General features: G+C 40.7%; 18 protein-coding genes. 6 read left to right on the top strand and 12 right to left on the bottom strand.

Features of this window, described 5'->3' with window-relative positions; genetic code table 11:
• Positions 1–6: 6 nt before the first annotated feature.
• The 5 genes from NDQ71_RS02360 to seqA all read right to left on the bottom strand — a co-directional run bounded on the left by NDQ71_RS02360 (position 7) and on the right by seqA (position 5,816).
• Positions 7–984 (bottom strand): alpha-ketoacid dehydrogenase subunit beta, encoded by a 978-nt coding sequence (locus NDQ71_RS02360; RefSeq protein ID WP_064666167.1) that lies wholly within the window; start codon positions 982–984, stop codon positions 7–9.
• Entirely contained in the window at positions 984–2,198 is a 1,215-nt protein-coding gene (locus tag NDQ71_RS02355) for a thiamine pyrophosphate-dependent dehydrogenase E1 component subunit alpha (RefSeq protein WP_064666166.1), read from the bottom strand. Before NDQ71_RS02355 ends, NDQ71_RS02360 begins: the two co-directional genes overlap by 1 nt.
• A 260-nt stretch (positions 2,199–2,458) precedes the next feature.
• Positions 2,459–3,511: a succinylglutamate desuccinylase gene (gene astE / locus NDQ71_RS02350; protein WP_301562177.1), complete on the bottom strand. Its 1,053-nt coding sequence runs from the start codon at positions 3,509–3,511 to the stop codon at positions 2,459–2,461.
• Positions 3,512–3,583: 72 nt separating this feature from the next.
• Complete coding sequence (gene pgm, locus NDQ71_RS02345; protein WP_301562176.1) at positions 3,584–5,221, bottom strand: phosphoglucomutase (alpha-D-glucose-1,6-bisphosphate-dependent); 1,638 nt, start codon at positions 5,219–5,221, stop codon at positions 3,584–3,586.
• Between the two features lie 10 nt (positions 5,222–5,231).
• Positions 5,232–5,816, bottom strand: coding sequence for a replication initiation negative regulator SeqA (gene seqA, locus NDQ71_RS02340; RefSeq protein ID WP_064666163.1), 585 nt, complete (start codon positions 5,814–5,816; stop codon positions 5,232–5,234).
• A 139-nt stretch (positions 5,817–5,955) separates the two neighbouring features.
• On the opposite strand from seqA, the gene NDQ71_RS02335 reads away from it, so the two are divergent.
• From NDQ71_RS02335 to fur, 5 genes are all read left to right on the top strand, one after another.
• On the top strand, positions 5,956–6,720 hold the full coding sequence (locus NDQ71_RS02335) for an alpha/beta fold hydrolase (protein ID WP_064666162.1): 765 nt from the start codon (positions 5,956–5,958) through the stop codon (positions 6,718–6,720).
• A 99-nt stretch (positions 6,721–6,819) separates the two neighbouring features.
• Positions 6,820–7,041, top strand: a complete 222-nt coding sequence (locus tag NDQ71_RS02330) for a DUF2788 domain-containing protein (RefSeq protein WP_064666161.1) — start codon at positions 6,820–6,822, stop codon at positions 7,039–7,041.
• 2 nt (positions 7,042–7,043) lie between these two features.
• Positions 7,044–7,322 (top strand): LexA regulated protein, encoded by a 279-nt coding sequence (ybfE, locus tag NDQ71_RS02325; protein WP_016709654.1) that lies wholly within the window; start codon positions 7,044–7,046, stop codon positions 7,320–7,322.
• A gap of 14 nt (positions 7,323–7,336) precedes the next feature.
• Positions 7,337–7,864, top strand: coding sequence for a flavodoxin FldA (gene fldA / locus NDQ71_RS02320; protein WP_192540983.1), 528 nt, complete (start codon positions 7,337–7,339; stop codon positions 7,862–7,864).
• A 186-nt stretch (positions 7,865–8,050) separates the two neighbouring features.
• The gene (gene fur / locus NDQ71_RS02315) at positions 8,051–8,491 is read left to right on the top strand and encodes a ferric iron uptake transcriptional regulator (RefSeq protein ID WP_192540984.1); all 441 of its coding nucleotides are present in this window, start codon (positions 8,051–8,053) and stop codon (positions 8,489–8,491) included.
• Between the two features lie 107 nt (positions 8,492–8,598).
• Here the strand turns inward: fur and glnS are convergent, their stop codons facing one another.
• Together glnS and NDQ71_RS02305 are read right to left on the bottom strand one after the other, a co-directional pair.
• A complete protein-coding gene (gene glnS, locus NDQ71_RS02310) occupies positions 8,599–10,260 on the bottom strand; it encodes a glutamine--tRNA ligase (RefSeq protein ID WP_301562175.1) in 1,662 nt (553 codons plus the stop codon).
• A gap of 117 nt (positions 10,261–10,377) precedes the next feature.
• Positions 10,378–11,514, bottom strand: a complete 1,137-nt coding sequence (locus tag NDQ71_RS02305; protein ID WP_024602346.1) for an ISAs1 family transposase — start codon at positions 11,512–11,514, stop codon at positions 10,378–10,380.
• A gap of 211 nt (positions 11,515–11,725) precedes the next feature.
• Between NDQ71_RS02305 and NDQ71_RS02300 the strand changes: the two genes are divergently transcribed.
• Entirely contained in the window at positions 11,726–12,796 is a 1,071-nt protein-coding gene (locus NDQ71_RS02300; RefSeq protein WP_064666158.1) for a DUF3083 family protein, read from the top strand.
• A gap of 35 nt (positions 12,797–12,831) precedes the next feature.
• On the opposite strand, the gene argA is transcribed toward NDQ71_RS02300, so the two are convergent.
• The 5 genes from argA to NDQ71_RS02275 all read right to left on the bottom strand — a co-directional run bounded on the left by argA (position 12,832) and on the right by NDQ71_RS02275 (position 20,928).
• Positions 12,832–14,172: an amino-acid N-acetyltransferase gene (argA, locus tag NDQ71_RS02295; protein ID WP_192540986.1), complete on the bottom strand. Its 1,341-nt coding sequence runs from the start codon at positions 14,170–14,172 to the stop codon at positions 12,832–12,834.
• Between the two features lie 193 nt (positions 14,173–14,365).
• A complete protein-coding gene (gene sucD, locus NDQ71_RS02290) occupies positions 14,366–15,238 on the bottom strand; it encodes a succinate--CoA ligase subunit alpha (RefSeq protein ID WP_145233870.1) in 873 nt (290 codons plus the stop codon).
• A complete protein-coding gene (sucC, locus tag NDQ71_RS02285; protein ID WP_016709647.1) occupies positions 15,238–16,404 on the bottom strand; it encodes an ADP-forming succinate--CoA ligase subunit beta in 1,167 nt (388 codons plus the stop codon). The genes sucD and sucC overlap by 1 nt, the downstream gene beginning before the upstream one ends.
• 177 nt (positions 16,405–16,581) lie before the next feature.
• Positions 16,582–18,102, bottom strand: coding sequence for a 2-oxoglutarate dehydrogenase complex dihydrolipoyllysine-residue succinyltransferase (gene odhB, locus NDQ71_RS02280; RefSeq protein ID WP_064666155.1), 1,521 nt, complete (start codon positions 18,100–18,102; stop codon positions 16,582–16,584).
• 3 nt (positions 18,103–18,105) lie between these two features.
• Entirely contained in the window at positions 18,106–20,928 is a 2,823-nt protein-coding gene (locus NDQ71_RS02275; protein ID WP_192540987.1) for a 2-oxoglutarate dehydrogenase E1 component, read from the bottom strand.
• Positions 20,929–20,984: the final 56 nt, after the last annotated feature.

The following is a 20,984-nucleotide window of genomic DNA, read 5'->3' as shown; positions in this document are numbered from 1 at the left end:
TAACTCCTAAAATTCGACCGATTGCTTGATTGCAGCGAGTACTTTTAATGCATCCGGTACATATTCTTTTTCAAGTGCTAATGGATACGGAGTATCTAAGCCGCAGACGCGTAAAATAGGTGATTCTAAATGCAAAAAGCATTGTTGCTGAATTGTCGCCGCAATTTCTGCACCAAAACCATTTGTAATTGGCGCTTCATGACTAACAATTAAACGGCCAGTTTTAGTTACAGACTTGGCAACCGTTTCCATATCCCAAGGTAAAATACTGCGTAAGTCAATCACTTCACAACTGATACCTTGCTCACTGGCACGTTTTGCAGCATCTTCGATGATTTCCATCTGCGCGCCCCACGCGAGTAGTGTAACATCGGTACCTTCACTAACAACTTCGGCTTTACCCAGTTCAATACTGTAATCTTCTTCAGGAACTTCACCTGTTGAGGCACGGTATAAACGTTTCGGCTCAAAGAAGATAACTGGGTTATCATCTTTAATCGATGCACGTAACAGGCCTTTAGCTTGGTACGGGTTACGTGGCACTACAATTTTAAGTCCTGGGGTGTGCGCAAAATAGGCTTCAGGTGATTGTGAATGATATAAACCACCAGCAATACCGCCACCGTAAGGAGTACGAATAGTCAAGTTACCCACATTAAATTCATTACCGCTACGATAACGAAACTTAGCTGATTCATTCACTATTTGGTCAAACGCAGGAAAAATATAATCAGCAAATTGAATTTCAGCAAGTGCTGGTGCGCCAAACGCAGCTAAGCCATTGGCAAAACCCATAATACCTTGCTCAGTAAGTGGCGTATTAAACACTCGATGCTGGCCGTATTTTTCTTGTAAGCCTGATGTGGCACGAAATACCCCACCAAAAAAACCAACATCTTCGCCAAAAATACACGCTTGCGGGTGTTCGGCCATGGTGATATCAAGGGCTGAATTAATTGCATGTAACATGTTCATTTTAGCCATTACTTAATTCTCCCTGCTGTGATTGGGTAAGCATCTGGGTGTTGCTTGATGTGGGTTTTTAATTGCTCATACTGACGTTGCAGTGAAGGAATTGGCGTATCGTAGACATCAGATATCAATTCTTCTAATGCTGGTTTTGCAATCACTTCCGCGCGTTTTAAGGCGGCTAAAATATCTTCACGAATTGTTTCTTTCGCTTTAACGTCTTCTTCTTCATTTAGCCAGTTTTGTTTCACTAACCATTTACGAAAACGCTCAATTGGGCATGCTTGGTAATTCGCTTCTTCATCTTTAGAGCGATAACCACTTGGATCATCTGAGGTTGAATGCGCACCTAAACGATACGCTATCGATTCAATCAGAATTGGTTCGCCAGTAGTTGTAGCGATTTCCCGTGCTTTTTTGGTTGCTGCATAAACAGCCAATGCATCAGCACCATCGACACGAATTGTTTTAATACCGTAGCCAACTCCGCGACAAGCAATACCGTCTCCTTTAAACTGTTCATCCGCAGGCGTTGAAATCGCATAACCGTTATTACGGGCAAAAAAGATAACCGGAGACTTATGTACCGCAGCCATATTTAAACCCGCATGAAAATCACCTTCCGATGCCGCACCTTCACCAAAATAACAAATGGTGATGTTATCAATGGCCGAATTTAGCTCACCTGTTTTGGCGTCAATATGCTTAATTTTTTGACCGTAGGCATAGCCTGTCGCTTGCGGAATTTGCGTACCAAGCGGAGAAGAAATAGTCATATAATTAAGTGCTGCACTGCCATAATGAATTGGCATCTGGCGGCCTTTACCAAGATCAAGCTCATTTGAAAACATTTGATTCATAAACTGATCAAGAGTGAATCCACGATAATGCAGTGCTGCTTGCTCACGGTATTGCGCCATGATCATATCATCTTGATCAAGGGCTGCCGCTGATGCAGTTACCGCAGCTTCTTCACCCAAACATTGCATATAAAAGCTGACACGGCCTTGGCGTTGAGCGGCTTGCATACGCTCATCAAGCGCACGAATAAACCGCATTGTTTCATATAATCGCAGCGCTGTGCTTTCGTCAATATCAGGGGCTGTTGCACCGTCTTGGATATCGCCATCCTCGTTTAAAATACTCAAGGTCGGAATATTCAGGGCATGACCATCAATAAATTCTAGATCGTGACTGATATTCAGCGATACGTTATTTGGATTACTCATAACCTACCTTCTTTTGTTGTCAACACAGTGCAAATCGCTTGTTATTATTGGATGAATTCTGCTGGTTAAAGTTTGCAGAAATAACACTGTATTTAAATTAAATCTGTCGACACCTTACGTTAACGTAAGGTGTTATTCAACTAATCATAGACGAAACAAATTGAATTGGCGAGAGAGGGACTGGAAAGTTAACTATACAAAAATATAAAACATATACAATCATATAGTTAACAACTTAGGCGGAATTTTTTAACGCTAATTTAAATAATATTATCTGTTAATTGCAGTGGAATGACAGTTAATAAGGCTCGCTGACCTAACGCAACATCGGCATTAGGAAATATAATTGCCTCTCCTTCTACATCGGCGTAGTAACACGTTTCGCCATCCGTTGCGAGTAACTCACCCTTGCTAAAACCCGTAAAATTCTCTGCATCATCAGAAAAAGGAAAAGAAAAATTTTGCGCTGTGCGATTAATTGAGCGATGCACGGCGAACAACTCAAAGTCATTTGCATTAAATTCCTTATATGAAACTTCTTTTTGGCTAATTAATGCAGTTAGCGTGTCGCGCGTTTTAGCAAAGCGGCTCATGTCATTTTCACCAAATGGCTTTACTTGACCTAGCTCCACGGTAAACGAGTCGGCATCATGGACGAATGATGAATAATAGCTAAATGTTGTTGCCGCTGATTTCATCATCAGCACTGTATTTACACCACAACTCAATAAAAATTGCAGTTGTGACTTTTTCCATGGCTTGCCGTGTAAAAATGGATAAACAGCAAACTTGTCATTTTTAGAGCCACGAATGGCAGTATGTAAATCATAATGACAACGTGCACGGTTTGCCCCACCACGGGTAAAAAAGTCGCTTACATAGTCTTCTAATTTTTTAGCGCGACGACGTTCATCGTTCATTGCAATGCCGTCTACGCTATGGTGACCGTTAAACAAGCGATTAAGGTTTTCTGTGACAAATCGTTTGCCGATATTAATCGACTGCGGATTGCCAAAAATAAACAGTACACGCTGCGCCAACTGTAATTGACCAAGCAAAACTTGCTTAATTAATTGATCGCAAATTTCAATAGGTGCGGTTTCATTACCATGGATGGCACTCGAGAGTACAATATCTTTGCTGCTGTGCACCTGCGGTTGAAACTCTATAACGCCAGTATCATGAACATTCACTTGTGTACCATTCGCTAACATAAACTCACTGTCATCTAAGTGCCATTCGTTAGCACGACTGAGTGTTAAAAAGTCACCCGTTTTTTTTAACTCATTGATATAATTTGTTGTGGCTGACATTGAATCGCCTTTTGTGTGGAGTAAATACAAAAACGGCTGATCAAGTCAGCCGTTTCTTTAACACGTTAATGATTAGCTGATCACTGCATCAACTAATTTTTTAGCTTCTTTTTCAAGTAACGCTAAATGCTCTTCACCTTTGAATGACTCAAGGTAGATTTTATAGATATCTTCAGTACCTGATGGACGGGCAGCAAACCAGCCATTTTCGGTGACTACTTTTAGGCCACCAATCGCAGCGTTGTTACCTGGTGCATGAGTAAGCTTTTGTAAAATAGGCTCTCCAGCTAAGGTATCAGCCGTAACATCTTTAGCACTAAGCGCTTTTAGGCGGTCTTTTTGTGCCGTGCTTGCTGGTGCATCGATACGTTTATATAAAGGCGCACCAAACTCTTGTTCAAGTTCTTTATAAAGTGCAGAGGGGGTTTTACCTGTCACGGCTAAAATTTCAGCTGCTAATAAACCCAAAATAAAGCCGTCTTTATCAGTATTCCACACGGTGCCATCAAAACGCAGGAATGAGGCCCCCGCACTTTCTTCGCCGCCAAAGGCAAGTGTGCCTGCGCTTAACCCTTCAACAAACCATTTGAAGCCAACTGGCACTTCTTGCACTTGTCGCTTATTACGTGCAACAACGCGGTCAATCATAGCACTTGATACTAGCGTTTTACCGATCTGTACATCTTTAGACCAATTACGATGATTCAATAAGTAATCTATCGCAACCGCTAAAAAGTGATTCGGGTTCATTAACCCATCAGGAGTAACAATACCGTGACGGTCATAATCGGGGTCGTTACCAATGCCAAGATCAAAATCATCTTTTAGGGCAATGAGATTTGCCATTGCATAAGGAGAGGAGCAATCCATGCGGATTTTACCGTCTTTATCAAGCGGCATAAATGCAAAACGCGGATCAACTTGATCATTTACGACCGTTAACTCTAAATTGAATTTCTTCGCAATAACAGGCCAAAAATTAATTCCTGATCCACCCAGTGGATCAATACCAATTTTAATATTTGCTTTACTAATAGCCGCAACATCAACCACGTTGATTAAGTCTTCAATGTATGGGGTCATTAAATCTTGGTATTTAATAAAACCAGAACGCGATGCTTTAGCAAATGGAAACAACTCAACTTCAACTAAATCTTCAAGGAGTAATTGATTAGCTCTGTCTTCTATCCATTTCGTTACATCTGTATCAGCTGGGCCGCCATTAGGGGGATTATATTTAAAACCGCCGTCTTCTGGTGGATTATGTGAAGGGGTTACAACAATGCCGTCCGCTAATTCATGCGGATGTAATTTGTTATGGCAAACAACAGCATGGCTAATAACAGGAGTCGGTGTAAAATCATCATTTTCTTGAGTGATCACCTGCACTTCATTTGCAACTAATACTTCAATCGCTGAGTTAAAAGCAGCTTCACTTAATGCGTGGGTATCTTTACCTAAATAAAGCGGGCCAAAAATATTATTTTGCTTACGGTAGTCACAAATTGCTTGAGTAATGGCGAGAATATGTGATTCATTGAATTTCACATCATAAGAACAACCTCTATGCCCTGAGGTACCAAAGGCAACACAATGTTCAGGATTTTGTTCTAAATCTGGCTCATTTAAGTAATAAGCAGACACTAATTTTGGTACATTTACTAAATCTGATTGTGTTGCAGGTTTCCCTGCGCCGGAATGAATCGCCATTACACTTCCTTTATAAGTAGTCTCGAATTTTTTCTGCTTGTTCAGCACTATAACCTAAGCCAAGCGCCACTTCATGCAACATCATTTTCTTACGGGTAGTATTTGAATTAGTCATTACCCAGTATTCACTGTCGGTGATATTTTTTGGATTCATACTACTACCACTGTTGACGAGCGCTTCTTTACTAGTCGCAAAGTAGACACGATCGCGTCCTTGCACATCCAGTACTGCTGAAAAATCAGTTTTATGTGTTCTGTGTAAAGCAGAGAGGATAAACAAAAAGCGGCCAACGACCCCTTTTTGCATCGCTAACTCTTCTTTATTTAGAATATTAAAAACGTTCGCATGTTGATGTGTCAATTGTGTGACTGGCGCTGGCTTTTTATCTTCAACAAGCGGTGTTGTTTTAGATGACGGCCCATCATCTTCGCTTACTGGCATCTCAACAAGCGCAGGGTTTTCTGGTACGACTAAATCATTTTCGTCGTGAATATTTAACAAACGACGTAAAATAGTTGAAGCGCTTTCGCCTATACTTTGTGTATTACTTGCAATGTATTGATATAACTCGTCGTCTATGTCAATTTTTTTCATGTTATTCCTGTCGTTACGGGTCACATTTTTTTTTCCTACCTGATTATACCCAAAGCTGATTTAATTCTCTATGTTTTGCAATTTGTTATTTCACTAGGCAAACTAGGCGCACTTTTTAGAGATATTTTTGGGAACTCTGATGCTGTTAAATTACAAACAACTAGGCCAAGGGCCAGATGTAATTTTGATCCATGGTTTATTTGGTTCATTGGAAAATTTAAATGTTATCGCTAACGCATTAGCTGAAAATTTTACAGTGACCAACATTGACCTTCGTAACCATGGCCGTTCACCACACAGCGAAGAAATGGATTACCCGGTTATGGCACACGATGTGCTAACGTTAATGGCGCATTTAAATATAAATAAAGCACATTTAGTCGGTCATTCAATGGGTGGCAAAGTTGCTATGCAAATTGCGCATTTAAGCCCTGAATTAATTAACAAACTGGTTGTTTTAGACATAGCGCCAGTGGCTTATAAAAGTCGTCATGATGATATTATTGCTGCGTTAAAACTCGTTGAACAGCACGCAGTTAATGACCGTAAACAGGCTGACCAATTGATGCAACAGCTGATCCCTGAACTAGGTGTTCGTCAGTTTTTATTAAAAAGTTATGCTAAAAATGACCAAGGCCAATTGCAATGGCGCTTCAATTTAGCCACTTTGAGTAAAAAATATAGTAATATCCTAACAAATATTAAAGCAAATGATTCTTGTTTATGCGATACTTTATTTATCAAAGGGAACGATTCTGACTATATATTGCCTGAATACCGCGATGCGATCATGGCGCAATTTAGTAATGCAAAAGCAAAAATTATTCATGGTGCTGGTCACTGGTTACATGCGCAGAAACCACAAGCCGTGAATAAGTCTATCAATGATTTTTTAATGGCTTAACAAAGCAAAATTTAATCATGTATTTTTGACTAAGCGCACTAAATAATTGCGATTTTATATGCTATAGTACGCGCCGTTTAATTTAAAGGTTATACGTTGATGGTCAGTCAGTTAATTAACGAATTTGATACCCTTGGGTTGTATTTTGGCTTAGCCGGTGTGTTCTTTTTTATTGGTATGGCTATTCAAGACGTACTTAAAAGAGGTAATGTACCTAAGTTTGGCCGCTATATTGTATGGCTTGTACTATTTTTAGGGTGTTCTGGTTTTATCGCTAAAGGGCTTATCCAAGTGTTTTGGCAAGGTGCGGGTGTGGGTTAACCATGGCTAAGTCTGAAACAGATAGAACAACGCTCGATTTATTTGAATACGAAAAGCGCCCCGGCAGACCAAAAACGAATCCCCTTCCGAGGGAGGTTCAGTTAAAGGTAAATAAACGTAATCAAATAAAAAGAGATAAAGCACGTGGTTTAAAACGTGTCGAATTTAAAGTTTCATCGCAGTTGTATCAAGCGTTAAGCGATATGGCCGATGCACAAAATATTAGCCGTAGTGCGTTGATTGAAACTATTTTACAAGAAAGATTGGCTATTGATAGATAAAAGGTTTTAAATCCATGGCAAGTGTAGGTATTTTTTTCGGAAGTGACACAGGTAACACAGAACACGTAGCTAAAATGATCCAAAAAGAATTGGGGAAAAAGCTTGTGGCTGTGCACGATATTGCTAAAAGTTCTAAAGAACAGATCGCTGAATTTGATTTAATCTTATTTGGTATCCCTACTTGGTATTATGGCGAAGCGCAATGTGATTGGGATGACTTTTTCCCTGAATTAGAAGAAGTTGATTTTGATGGCAAACTCGTTGCTATCTTTGGCTGTGGCGATCAAGAAGACTATGCTGAATACTTCCTTGATGCGATGGGTATGATCAATGATATCGTTACCGAGCGCGGTGCAATTGTTGTGGGTCACTGGCCAACTGAAGGTTATGACTTTGAAGCATCTAAAGGCATGGCTGATGATAACCACTTTGTTGGTTTAGGCATTGATGAAGACCGCCAGCCAGAGCTCACTGAACAACGTGTAAAAGCATGGTCAGCGCAAGTTTATGAAGAAATGTGCTTAAGTGAACTTGCTGATTAAATACACTTTATTGCTAGTAATGGTATAAATTAGTGATGTTTTTTTTATGATTTCACTTTTTATAACTAATTCTAGCAATTGATCTTTGCACTTAATGACTAGGCGCGTTATTCTTATCGTTGCTAATGTGTCGTGTACATCTTTGTAAGGTGTCTAGTATAACCAAATATAATTGAGACAGATTTAATGACTGATCATAACTTGGAATTAAAAAAAGCCGGCTTAAAAGTAACTCTGCCGCGTATTAAAATTTTAGAGATTTTACAATCTCCAGATAACCAACACATCAGCGCTGAAGATGTTTACAAAATTCTTTTGGACCTAGGTGAAGAGATTGGCCTTGCTACTGTGTACCGCGTACTTAACCAATTTGATGATGCAGGTATTGTTAGTCGTCATCATTTTGAAGGCGGAAAATCTGTGTTTGAACTCTCAGGTAGCACACACCATGACCACCTTGTATGTTTAAAATGCGGTAAAGTAGTTGAATTTGAAGATGAGATGATTGAACGTCGTCAAGTTGAAATTTCAGAAGAAAATGGTATCAAATTAACCAACCATTCGCTGTATCTGTATGGTGAGTGTACTGATACTGCTGCATGTAAAGCATTTGCTGATAGCCAATAATTTCGTTTTATTTCTTCGCTAAAATGAAATAAAAAAACCTGCTTTTGCAGGTTTTTTTGTGTCTGTTACTTTTATCCCTTAACTTTTACAGTTAAGGGATAAACTGACTATTGCTGAGTTTTAGTCCATGAGTCGCGTAAACCAACTGTTTGGTTAAATACAAGCTGTTCAGACTTAGTGTCTCGGCTAAAATAACCGGTACGTTCAAACTGAAAACCTTGCGCTGGCTCTGCTTTAGCAAGAGCAGGCTCAAGTTTCGCATTGGTTAGTACAACTAATGAGTCTGGGTTTAATGTTGACGAAAACTCTTCTGCGGCTGCAGGGTTTGGCACATTAAATAGACGATCATATAAACGTACTTCAGCAGTAATTGACTCACTTGCCGAAACCCAATGGATAACGCCCTTCACTTTTCGACCATCACTTGGGTTTTTGCCCAAAGTCTCTGGATCATAACTACAAAAGATTGTTGTGATCTCGCCATTTTCGTCTTTTTCAACTCGATCCGCTTTAATAACATAGGCACCACGTAAACGTACTTCTTTATCAAGTACTAAACGTTTAAACTTATTATTCGCTTCTTCTTTGAAATCTTCACGCTCTATATAAATTTCACGGGTGAACGGTACATCACGACGACCCATGCTTTCATCATTCGGGTGGTTTGCAACCGATAATGTTTCCACTGTCTGAGCATCATAGTTTTCAATGATCACTTTAACAGGATCAAGCACGGCCATAGCACGTGGTGCATGTTCGTTTAAGTCTTCACGGATACACGCTTCAAGCATGCCCATTTCAACCATGTTTTCTTGTTTGGTTACACCGATACGAGCACAAAATTCGCGGATTGATGCGGGTGTATAACCACGACGACGTAAACCCGCGATCGTTGGCATACGCGGATCATCCCAGCCTTCAACATGGCCATTCACCACTAAGTCGTTCAACTTACGCTTAGACATAATTGTGTATTCAAGGTTTAAGCGTGAAAACTCAATTTGTTGTGGATGACATTCAAGGCTGATGTTATCTAATACCCAGTCATATAAACGACGGTTATCTTGAAACTCAAGGGTACACAATGAATGCGTAATGCCTTCCAGCGCATCTGAGATACAGTGCGTAAAGTCATACATTGGGTAGATACACCATTTATCACCGGTTTGATGATGGTGTGCAAATCGAACACGATAAATAATAGGATCACGCAGTACCATAAATGAGCTGGCCATATCTATTTTAGCGCGAAGTACACACTCGCCTTCTTTAAATTCACCTGCACGCATTTTTTCAAATAACGCTAAGTTTTCTGAAGGACTAGTATCACGAGTTGGACTATTCTTACCAGGCTCTTTTAATGTGCCACGATATTCCCGGGCTTGATCTGCCGATAAAAAGCACACATAGGCTAAGCCTTTATTGATAAGCTCTACCGCATAGCCATACAAAGTATCAAAATAATTTGACGAATACTTTATTTCACCATCCCAGTTAAAACCTAACCACTGAACATCTTCTTTGATTGAATTAACGTAGTTAATATCTTCTTTTTCAGGGTTAGTATCATCAAAACGTAGATTACATTTACCACTGTAGTCTTGCGCTATACCAAAATTTAAACAAATAGATTTAGCGTGACCGATATGTAAAAAACCATTTGGCTCAGGTGGAAAACGCGTATGTGTAGACGCATGTTTACCTGATGCTAAGTCTTCATCAATACGGTTTCTTATAAAGTTACTTGGGCGATTCTCAATTTCCGCCATAGGAATACAATCCTCACAATAGTGCATGGTGACAAAACTAAGTCATTATTACAAAAACAAACCTTAACATACAGCAATAGATGCCAGTTTATTAAAGATATTAATTTATTATCACGGCTAGCGCATTTTAATCCCAGATTCTAACAGGGTTGAGCGATAATCATCGTCTAGCCCTGCCATTTTCTTTTTTCTCGCCATACTGGCTGTTTTAGTTGTATCTTGTTTAAATAACGCCATGGCTATTTTTCTCATTACGTTAAAAACAAGGGGTCCTTGCTTCTTACGGATTCTTGATTCATCTTCCCTAAAGTTCATATCCAACATCCAATGCATACTTTCAACCTGCCAGTGGCTTCGTACCGCATTAAGTGCTTGCTCCGCACCTAACGCTAACGAACTAATATACCAACGCGTTTCTATCGTGTCTGTACCTGATGATTTATCGTGAACCTCAGCGGTTACTTGAATAACACTCTTTAAGCCAGACCATTGGTAGATTTTATCTAACCAGCTTTTATCAATAAGCAATTGCTGACAAACCCTTGTTTCAATGCGCCCATGCCCTGAGCTTATTTCGGTATGTTTATCATAGTTGCTATTGGTCAATCCTTCGCGCTCACTCTTGTGCCACCAAGCTTCTAATTCACTCTGCATACCTGAATGGTTACCTTTGAGCGCTAGGATATAATCAGCTTTTTGTTTAATTATTTGTTTCGCTATTTCTTGCTGGCAGCCCATAGCATCAAGTGTAATGATGCTATTTTCAATATCTAGCATGGTGAGTAACTCAGGTATGGCTGTGATTTCATTTGTTTTGCTATCAACGGCTGTTTGCCCTAAAACTAACTGGTGTTGGCAGCTCCATGCACTGACGGTATGTAAAGCACTTTTTCTATCTTTGGTTGTAAATGAACGACGTGCAGTTTTTCCATCCATAGCAATAATATCAGCACCCGTGGTTTCAATAAGTGAAGATATCCAAGATTGAAATGCATGCTCTATTTCATCTGATTTTAACCGACAAATGACACGGGCTATGGTGTCGTGTCTTGGAATACCCGCGTTGAAAGCGCCATATCTTTTTAACCAATCAAGTTTTAGATGCCCAAAGTCTTCAATATCCTCCCATCCTTGTGCACCGGAGATTACTGCACTAATGGCTAAAAGGAGAATATCGATAAGCTCATGCTTTTTACAGCGTTCAATGCGAGGATCGGTAATTGAATTAAAGTGTTTCAGAAAAGTAGCGCTCATATTTTACGTGACCAAGGTGATTATTATGCCTTGATCTGATCACTACATATTCTATAAGTTCAATTTATAATGATCTTGCCGTGAATTTATTATACTCAAGTGCAAAATTTAACTTGCTCATATACATAAAAACTCTGTGTTAACGCAATAAAACATTCATAGAATCCACTTATAGTGCCAACCAATGTAATCTAGTAAATAAGGGAAGATAATGGCATCAAGTAACCAACATCGCGTTTATATCGCAAGTAATGCTCGAGCAAATCACTACTTACTGGTAGAATTTAAACCAAGTGATGAGTTTTACTTGCAATTTAATGATTATATTAATTGTTATAACCGTATAGCCCGTGAACTTTTCTCATTTTGTGATGAATATGAGCTTCATAATGTGCAAATTTTGGCAAATGATAAATTACCCGTGGTTCGCTATCATGATGAGCCCTACTGTTTGCAAACACCAAAGCAAATGCTATTTTTTTACAACCCTAAATACCATGAAAGCCACACCCTTTATGCTGACAGTAATAATCGATGCGACAAAATCCGCTTTTTATTTTTAGCAACTGGGGATGATTTACGCAGTAATGCCGCACATTTTCATAGCCGAGTACAAAAAGCAATTTCATCGCTGCAAGAACATTTACTCAGTGGTGAAGCACAGCTGAAAATTCGTGATCATCAACATTTAACCTATGATTTATTTGCTAAGGCAAAAGGTAATAAAGAAAGTTACGGCTATAAATTACGCAGTATCTACCCACGTTATCAATCACGTCATTGTCAGTTGCCTGAGCAATATAACGATATGACCTATGTAACGTTTTCTATCCCTGTAACGCGAGAAATAAAAACCCAGTTCCAAGCGATGCTCAATGATAAACACTACGATAAATTCTATTGTTATTTATTTGATGCGTTTCAACGTGCTTGTATCAATCGAGATATTACGCGTGGTGCGATGATCGCGGATGGTAGTCGACCTATCGTTCGAAACAGCATGATAGACAAAGTAGCTAGCAACAGTGAACTTCATAAACTGACATTTAACTGTGATGATCAAGCTGTGCAAATGGAGTATGCTTGGCAAGGTGACAAACTTGTCGATATGGTTCATTTTGTCATTGCTGCAGGCAAAATAGATGAACATGATATGGGATTTGGTAAGTTCATGAATAACGTTCACAGCGCTATCAATGAAGTGACTGATGAGTTAGCTTTCAACCCAACCCGCCAAGAACTATTGGTGCGTTTCTTCCAGCACATAAACTATCAATACTAAAGCAATGAAAGGTGACACTCAGTGTCACCTTTAGATTAACGATTTTTTGTTAATTTAGTTAAATCTAAGCGTAACACTTTTGAGCGTCGTTCATAATTGTAGAGCGCTTTTTTCTTCGCGGGTAAATCATCCACAGTGGCAGACTCGAAACTTTGCTCTAAAAACCAATGGATGCTGCGTGTTGTCAAAGCAAATAAGGCACTGTAACCAACACTTTTAGCTTTATTAATAATAAAGCGTAATAAATAACTTCCTCTATCAGCATCGCGATATTGTGGGTGCACAGCCAAGCTCGCAAACTCCCCAACTTGCTCTTCTTCATATGGATACAGGGCTGCACAGGCGATGATCAACCCATCACGCTCTATCACTGTGAATTGTTCAATTTCTATTTCTAATTGCTCTCTTGAGCGGCGCACTAAATAACCTTGCTCTTCAAGCGGTCTAAGTAAATTAATAATACCAGTAATGTCAGAAATTGTTGCGCTGCGCAGTTGCTCAGAACTTTGTGGCGCAATTTGAGTGCCAATCCCATCTAAAGAAAATAGCTCTTGTAGTAAGGCGCCATCTTCTTTATAGCTAACTAAATGACAGCGATGCACACCGCCACGACAAGCATCAATAGCGGCTTGTAAGAAAACGGGCGCACTTGAGCATGAAGAAGCATGCGTTTTATAATGCGTTAATAGTCGCTCTGCTTCATTTGGCATGAGCTCTGCAATGGCTTCGCCATTTTCATCTAAAATACCGGCATCTTGACTAAAACCTAGCATTTTATCTGCTTTTAATTTAAGCGCGACTTGCGTAGCTATTTCTTCGGCCGTTAAGTTAAAACTTTCACCCGTTACCGATGCAGCGATGGGCCCTAATAATACAATGCTGTTGTTATTTAGCTGATGACGGATGCCATCCACGTCGATACGTCTAACGCGGCCTGAATGATGGTAGTCAATCCCCTCGTCTACTCCTAACGGTTGAGCAATAACAAAGTTGCCACTGACCACATTTAAAAATGAGCCGGACATAGGGGTACTGCTCAATGACGTGGACAAACGCGCAGTTATATCAAACTGCATAGCACCGGCAACTTTTTTTATGACATCAAATGTCGCGTTGTCAGTAACTCTAATAGCATTATGAAAGTGACTAGTTATGCCAACATCATCTAAGGCAGCATTAAATTGTGGCCGCGCACCAAAGACTAAAACTATCTTTATACCAAGACTCGTTAGCAAAGCAACATCGTTAATAATACTGCGACAACCTGGTTGGTCATTCGCTTCACCACCAAGCATTACAACGAAAGTTTTACCTCTATGGGCATTAACATAAGGAGTAGACTGGCGAAAACCGTCTACCAACTCTGTGGTACGCACGTCATTATTACCTTTTAGAATTCGAATATTTTTAAGAAATACGAATGAACAATGCACCAGTTTAAAGAATTTAAATTCACAAATAAAGCATTATTATTCGCACCTGTAAATAAAATACTAAATTGCCATACTAGGAAATTGAAAAACAAAAAAGGCCCGCATTAGCGAGCCTTTTTAAAAAGAAAAGAACTGCTTACCAGCCTGTTTTCTCTTTAAGTGCTTTACCGATATCAGCAAGTGAGCGTACAGTTTTTACGCCCGCAGCTTCTAATGCAGCAAATTTCTCATCAGCAGTACCTTTACCACCGGCGATGATTGCGCCAGCGTGACCCATACGCTTACCTTCTGGTGCAGTAACACCAGCAATGTAAGAAACAACAGGCTTAGTAACGTTTGCTTTGATGTACTCTGCAGCTTCTTCTTCTGCAGTACCACCGATTTCACCAATCATTACGATTGCTTCAGTTTGTGGATCTTTTTCGAACATTTCTAGCACGTCGATAAAGTTAGTACCAGGAATTGGATCACCACCAATACCAACACACGTAGACTGACCAAAACCAGCATCAGTAGTTTGTTTAACTGCTTCGTACGTTAAAGTACCAGAGCGTGAAACGATACCTACTTTACCAGGCTTGTGGATGTGACCAGGCATGATACCAATCTTAGTCTCACCAGGAGTGATAACACCTGGACAGTTAGGACCGATCATGCGAGTACCTGTTTGATCTAGCTTAACTTTAACGTCAACCATATCAAGCGTCGGGATACCTTCAGTAATACAAACAATTAGCTCGATGCCAGCATCGATAGCTTCTAAAATTGCATCTTTACAAAAAGGTGCTGGTACGTAGATAACTGATGCAGTTGCGCCAGTTGCTTCTACCGCATCACGTACTGTGTTAAATACTGGAAGACCAAGGTGCGTTTGACCGCCTTTACCTGGGCTTACACCACCAACCATTTGTGTACCGTACTCAAGCGCTTGCTCTGAGTGGAAAGTACCTTGGCCACCGGTGAAACCTTGACAGATAACTTTTGTATCTTTATTGATTAATACAGACATTATTTGCCCTCCGCAGCAGCAACAACTTTTTCAGCCGCGTCTGTTAGTGATTCAGCAGCAATGATATCTAGACCAGAGTTCTTAAGAACTTCACGACCTAGTTCAGCGTTAGTACCTTCTAAACGTACAACTACAGGTACGTTTACGCCAACTTCTTTAACTGCACCGATGATGCCTTCAGCGATCATGTCACAACGAACGATACCACCAAAGATGTTAACTAAAACAGCTTTAACGTTGTCATCAGAAAGAATGATTTTGAATGCTTCAGATACACGCTCTTTAGTCGCGCCGCCACCAACATCTAGGAAGTTAGCTGGCTTACCGCCGTGTAGGTTTACGATGTCCATAGTACCCATCGCAAGGCCTGCACCGTTAACCATACAACCAACGTTGCCGTCTAATGCAACGTAGTTAAGTTCAAAGCTTGCTGCATGTGCTTCACGTGCATCTTCTTGAGATGGATCGTGGAAATCACGCATTTTAGGTTGACGGTAAAGTGCATTGCCATCGATACCGATTTTGCCGTCAAGACAGTGAAGGTTACCTTCGTCTGTGATCACAAGCGGGTTGATTTCAAGTAGTGCGAAATCGAAATCAGTGAACATTTGACCAAGACCCATGAAGATCTTAACAAACTGTTTCATTTGCGTTGGGTTAAGACCCAATTTGAAACCTAGTTCACGTGCTTGGTAAGCTTGTGGACCAACTAATGGATCGATCTCAGCTTTGTGGATAAGCTCTGGTGTTTCTTCTGCAACAGTTTCAATCTCAACACCGCCTTCAGTAGACGCCATGAAAACAACTTTGCGAGATGCACGGTCAACAACTGCACCTAAGTACAATTCGTTGGCGATATCAGTACAGCTTTCTACTAAAATTTTAGCAACTGGCTGACCATTTTCGTCTGTTTGGTAAGTAACTAGGTTTTTACCTAACCAGTTAGCTGCAAACGCTTTAACTTCGTCGATAGTTTTAACTAGCTTTACACCGCCAGCTTTACCACGTCCACCTGCGTGAACCTGAGTTTTAACAACCCACATATCACCGCCGATTTTCTCAGCAGCTGCTGCAGCTTCTTCAGGTGTATCGCACGCGAAACCTTGAGAAACTGGTAAACCATATTCGGCAAAAAGTTGTTTTGCCTGATACTCATGCAAATTCATGATGCTTTATCCAATTTTTTATACTAAAAGAGCTGACTATTTCGATTAACAGACAGCTATCCCAAATTGCGCAACTAGTATAGATCCCAAGGCTTAACATGAAAACCCCAGTTAGACTAATAGACGCAAAAAAAAAGCTGTGAATATGACTCACAGCTTAGATTTTATACAACTAGATTAAACATCTAGTAATAAGCGAGTTGGATCTTCAAGTAACTCTTTAATTGTTACTAAGAAGCCAACAGATTCTTTACCATCGATTTGGCGATGGTCATAAGATAGTGCCAAATACATCATTGGAAGAATTTCAACTTTACCATTAACCGCCATTGGACGATCTTGGATTTTATGCATACCCAAAATAGATGACTGCGGTAAGTTGATGATAGGTGTTGATAACAATGAACCGAACACACCACCATTAGTGATAGTGAAGTTACCACCGGTCATATCGTCAAGGGTAAGCTTACCGTCACGACCTTTAAGTGCTAATTCACGAATACCTTTTTCGATTTCAGCAACAGATAACTTATCGCAATCTTTTAATACTGGCGTCACTAAGCCGCGTGGCGTAGAAACGGCAATGCTGATATCAAAATAGTTGTGGTATACGATATCATCGCCATCAATTGAAGCATTTACATCAGGGAAGCGTTTTAGCGCTTCAGTTACTGCCTTCACGTAGAAAGACATGAAACCTAAACGAATACCGTGACGTTTCTCGAACACTTCTTGATACTGCTTACGAAGATCCATGATTGGCTTCATGTTAACTTCGTTGAATGTCGTTAACATTGCAGTAGAGTTTTTCGCTTCAAGAAGGCGATTAGCAATGGTTTTACGTAAACGCGTCATTGGTACGCGTTTTTGTGTACGGTCACCCATTGGTGCCGCGGGTGCTGCTTCAGCTTTTGCCGCAGGAGCTGGCGACTTCAAGAATTGATCAACATCTTCTTTTGTCACACGACCATTTTTGCCAGAGCCTTTAATTTTAGACGCATCTAGGCCTTTCTCAGCAATTAAACGGCGAACGGATGGTGTTAACACATCTGAACTGTCGCTAGAAGAATCCGCAGCAGGTGCTGCTTCTTCTTTTGCAGCTGGCGCTGATGCTGGTTTGCCACCGGCTTGTACTTTACCGATCACTTGATCACCTAGTACAGTCTCACCTTCTGCGTGAATAATCTCACCCATGATACCGTCTTCTTGAGCAACAACTTCAAGAACAACTTTATCAGTTTCGATATCAACCAAGTTTTGATCACGTGTTACCGCGTCACCTGGTTGCACATGCCAAGTAGCTACTGTCGCGTCTGCGACTGATTCTGGAAGTACAGGTACTTTAATGTCCACTTCTTTACCTTCTGATGCTGGTGCTGATGGCGCCTCTGGCGCATTTTCTTGTTTAGCAGAAGCCGGTGCAGCTTCGCTCTTAGCGTCTTCACTTGGCGCTGCTGCATCAGCATCGCCAATAATACCGATCACTTGATCACCAAGTACGGTTGCACCTTCTTCTTGTGAAATTTCAGTGATCACACCGTCATTGGGTGCAACAACTTCTAAAACAACTTTATCTGTTTCGATGTCAACTAAGTTCTGATCACGGCTTACTTTGTCGCCAACACTTACATGCCATGTAGCAACGGAAGCATCAGCAACCGACTCAGGAAGAACAGGAACTTTAATTTCTGTGCTCATTGCTTATCCTTTATTTTCAATAGTAAGCGCGTCTGCGACTAGCGCTTGTTGTTCTTTAGTATGCACTGACATGTAACCACATGCTGGAGAAGCTGATGCTTTACGACCTGCATATTTAAGCTTAGCACCTTGCGGAATTGCTTCTACAAAATGGTGTTGTGAACAATACCAAGCACCTTGGTTTTGTGGCTCTTCTTGACACCAAACAAAATCTTTTACATGTTGATAACGAGCCATAATGGCTTCCATCTCATCATGTGGGAACGGGTATAGTTGCTCAACACGCACAATAGCGATGTTGTTAAGTTCAAGTTTACGACGCTCTTGTAGTAATTCGTAGTACACTTTACCACTACAGAAAATCACACGTTCAACGCTAGCCGCATCAATATCATCGATTTCGTCAATCATATTATGGAACACACCTTCCGATAACTCTTCAAGTGTTGATGTCGCAAGTGGATGACGTAATAACGATTTAGGTGTCATAACTATCAGTGGACGACGTAGTGGTCTAACTGATTGACGACGCAGCATGGCGTATACTTGAGCTGGTGTTGAAGGCACACATACTTGCATATTGTGATCAGCACATAACTGTAAGAAACGCTCTAAACGTGCCGAACTGTGCTCTGGACCTTGGCCTTCATAACCATGTGGCAATAAAATTGTAAGACCACATAGACGGCCCCACTTTTGCTCACCTGAACTTAAGAATTGGTCAAATACAACTTGAGCACCATTAGCGAAATCACCAAATTGTGCTTCCCACAATACCAGTGATGTAGGCTCTGCTGTTGCATAACCATATTCAAACGCAACAACGGCTTCTTCAGATAAAACTGAATCAAATACTTGGAATGTACCTTGATCTTCACTGATGTGCTCTAGTGGTGTATACGTTGCACCATCAGTTTGGCTATGAACTACAGCATGACGATGGAAGAATGTACCACGGCCAGAGTCTTGTCCAGTTAAGCGAATATCAGTACCTTCTGAGGCGATTGTCGCATAAGCCAATGTTTCTGCCATACCCCAATCAAGCGGTTTTTCACCGGCGGCCATTAACTTACGATCATCGTAAATCTTTTTAACGCGTGACTGCGCTTTATATTGCTCAGGGTAGCTTGCTACTTTTTCACCGAGCTCTTTGAGCTTTTCGACTGACACACTGGCATCATAATCAACACTCCACTCATGGCCTACATATTTAGCCCAATCAGATGAGTGTGATGTTTCTGGTTGAATTTCTTCAACAACACAATGACCATCGTCTAGGCCATTACGGTAATCGTCAGCAAGCGCTTTAATTTCATCTTCAGTAAACGACCCTTCTGCCATTAATTGATCTGCGTAGATCAAACGCGGCACTGGGTGTTTTTTGATTTTTTGGTACATGATCGGTTGAGTCGCATTTGGCTCATCCGCTTCGTTATGGCCATGACGGCGATAACATACTAAATCAATAACCACATCACGCTTAAATTGATTTCTGAAATCAAGGGCGATTTGCGTAACAAATGCAACTGCTTCAGGATCATCAGAGTTAACGTGGAAAATAGGCGATTGCACCATTTTTGCGATGTCAGTACAGTAATCTGTTGAACGAACATCGTCTTTCTTGCTTGTAGTAAAACCAACTTGGTTGTTCACTACAATGCGAATACTACCACCGCAACTAAACGCATTGGTTTGCGATAAGTTAAAGGTTTCTTGAACAACACCCTGACCAGCAACTGCTGAGTCACCGTGAATAGTGATTGGCAGTGCTTTAATACCTGTGCTGTCACCCAAACGGTCTAAACGTGCGCGAACTGAGCCCATAACTACAGGGTTTACAATCTCAAGATGCGACGGGTTAAAGGCAAGTGCCATATGAACTTTGCCGCCTTTCGTAGCAAAATCCGAAGAGTAACCCATGTGGTATTTAACGTCACCTGAGCTTAATGTTTCTTTGTGTTTACCAGCAAACTCATCAAATAATTCAGATGGATTTTTACCAAGTACATTGACAAGTACATTTAAGCGACCACGGTGAGCCATACCAATTACCGCTTCTTGTTGACCACTTTCGCCAGCACGGTGAATAAGCTCTTTGAGCATTGGCACTAACGCATCACCACCTTCCAGTGAGAAACGTTTCGCACCTGGGAACTTCGCCCCTAAATACTTTTCAAGACCATCGGCTGCGGTTAATCCCTTGAGGATACGTAGCTTTTCTTCTTTACTGAATGTTGGTCGTGATTGCACTGACTCTAAACGTTGTTGTAACCAACGTTTTTCTTCAGTTGATGTGATGTGCATATATTCAGCACCCACAGAACCACAATATGTGGTCATAAGCGCTTGATATAACTCACCTAAAGGCATGGAATCGCGGCCTACGGCAAACGATCCCACGTTAAATTCACGGTCAAAATCAGCTTTAGATAATTCATGGTATTCAAGTTCTAAGTCTCGAACACGTTCACGTTGCCAAATGCCTAATGGATCTAAATTCGCATTTTGGTGACCACGGAAACGGAAAGCATTAATAAGCTGCAGTACTTTGACCTGTTTAGGATCGCCGCTACCGCTGCCCTCTGCTACCACTACTTCTCTATGCTTGTTTTTCGCAAGCGCCGCAAACTGTGCACGAACTTCTGAATGCTTAACTTCAACATCCACACCATCAACTTTTGGTAATTGTTCGAACACTTCTCGCCATTCTTCTGGCACAGAAGTCGCATTGTCTAAATACGCTTCATAAAGCTCTTCTATATAAGCAACGTTTCCGCCGTTTAAATGTGAAGATTCTAGCCATGCCTTCATCACACCTTCGTGCATTTATAAGCCCTTTTCTTTAGCGCAGAAATTAATTGTTATAACAAGATGGCTAATTC

Origin of the sequence: Pseudoalteromonas sp. KG3, assembly GCF_030436385.1 — a bacterium.
Taxonomy (GTDB): Bacteria; Pseudomonadota; Gammaproteobacteria; order Enterobacterales; family Alteromonadaceae; genus Pseudoalteromonas; species Pseudoalteromonas prydzensis.
This window is presented reverse-complemented; position numbering and strand designations above follow the sequence as displayed.

What these genes read in the sequence shown, in the direction of transcription:
- NDQ71_RS02330 (WP_064666161.1), top strand. Translation starts at nt 6,820, where the DNA reads ATGGTCAGTCAGTTAATTAACGAATTTGATACCCTTGGGTTGTATTTT.
- seqA (WP_064666163.1), bottom strand. Translation starts at nt 5,816, where the DNA reads ATGAAAAAAATTGACATAGACGACGAGTTATATCAATACATTGCAAGT.
- sucD (WP_145233870.1), bottom strand. Translation starts at nt 15,238, where the DNA reads ATGTCTGTATTAATCAATAAAGATACAAAAGTTATCTGTCAAGGTTTC.
- pgm (WP_301562176.1), bottom strand. Translation starts at nt 5,221, where the DNA reads ATGGCGATTCATTCCGGCGCAGGGAAACCTGCAACACAATCAGATTTA.
- NDQ71_RS02305 (WP_024602346.1), bottom strand. Translation starts at nt 11,514, where the DNA reads ATGAGCGCTACTTTTCTGAAACACTTTAATTCAATTACCGATCCTCGC.
- NDQ71_RS02335 (WP_064666162.1), top strand. Translation starts at nt 5,956, where the DNA reads ATGCTGTTAAATTACAAACAACTAGGCCAAGGGCCAGATGTAATTTTG.
- sucC (WP_016709647.1), bottom strand. Translation starts at nt 16,404, where the DNA reads ATGAATTTGCATGAGTATCAGGCAAAACAACTTTTTGCCGAATATGGT.
- odhB (WP_064666155.1), bottom strand. Translation starts at nt 18,102, where the DNA reads ATGAGCACAGAAATTAAAGTTCCTGTTCTTCCTGAGTCGGTTGCTGAT.
- NDQ71_RS02300 (WP_064666158.1), top strand. Translation starts at nt 11,726, where the DNA reads ATGGCATCAAGTAACCAACATCGCGTTTATATCGCAAGTAATGCTCGA.
- NDQ71_RS02360 (WP_064666167.1), bottom strand. Translation starts at nt 984, where the DNA reads ATGGCTAAAATGAACATGTTACATGCAATTAATTCAGCCCTTGATATC.
- glnS (WP_301562175.1), bottom strand. Translation starts at nt 10,260, where the DNA reads ATGGCGGAAATTGAGAATCGCCCAAGTAACTTTATAAGAAACCGTATT.
- astE (WP_301562177.1), bottom strand. Translation starts at nt 3,511, where the DNA reads ATGTCAGCCACAACAAATTATATCAATGAGTTAAAAAAAACGGGTGAC.
- fur (WP_192540984.1), top strand. Translation starts at nt 8,051, where the DNA reads ATGACTGATCATAACTTGGAATTAAAAAAAGCCGGCTTAAAAGTAACT.
- ybfE (WP_016709654.1), top strand. Translation starts at nt 7,044, where the DNA reads ATGGCTAAGTCTGAAACAGATAGAACAACGCTCGATTTATTTGAATAC.
- NDQ71_RS02275 (WP_192540987.1), bottom strand. Translation starts at nt 20,928, where the DNA reads ATGCACGAAGGTGTGATGAAGGCATGGCTAGAATCTTCACATTTAAAC.
- NDQ71_RS02355 (WP_064666166.1), bottom strand. Translation starts at nt 2,198, where the DNA reads ATGAGTAATCCAAATAACGTATCGCTGAATATCAGTCACGATCTAGAA.
- fldA (WP_192540983.1), top strand. Translation starts at nt 7,337, where the DNA reads ATGGCAAGTGTAGGTATTTTTTTCGGAAGTGACACAGGTAACACAGAA.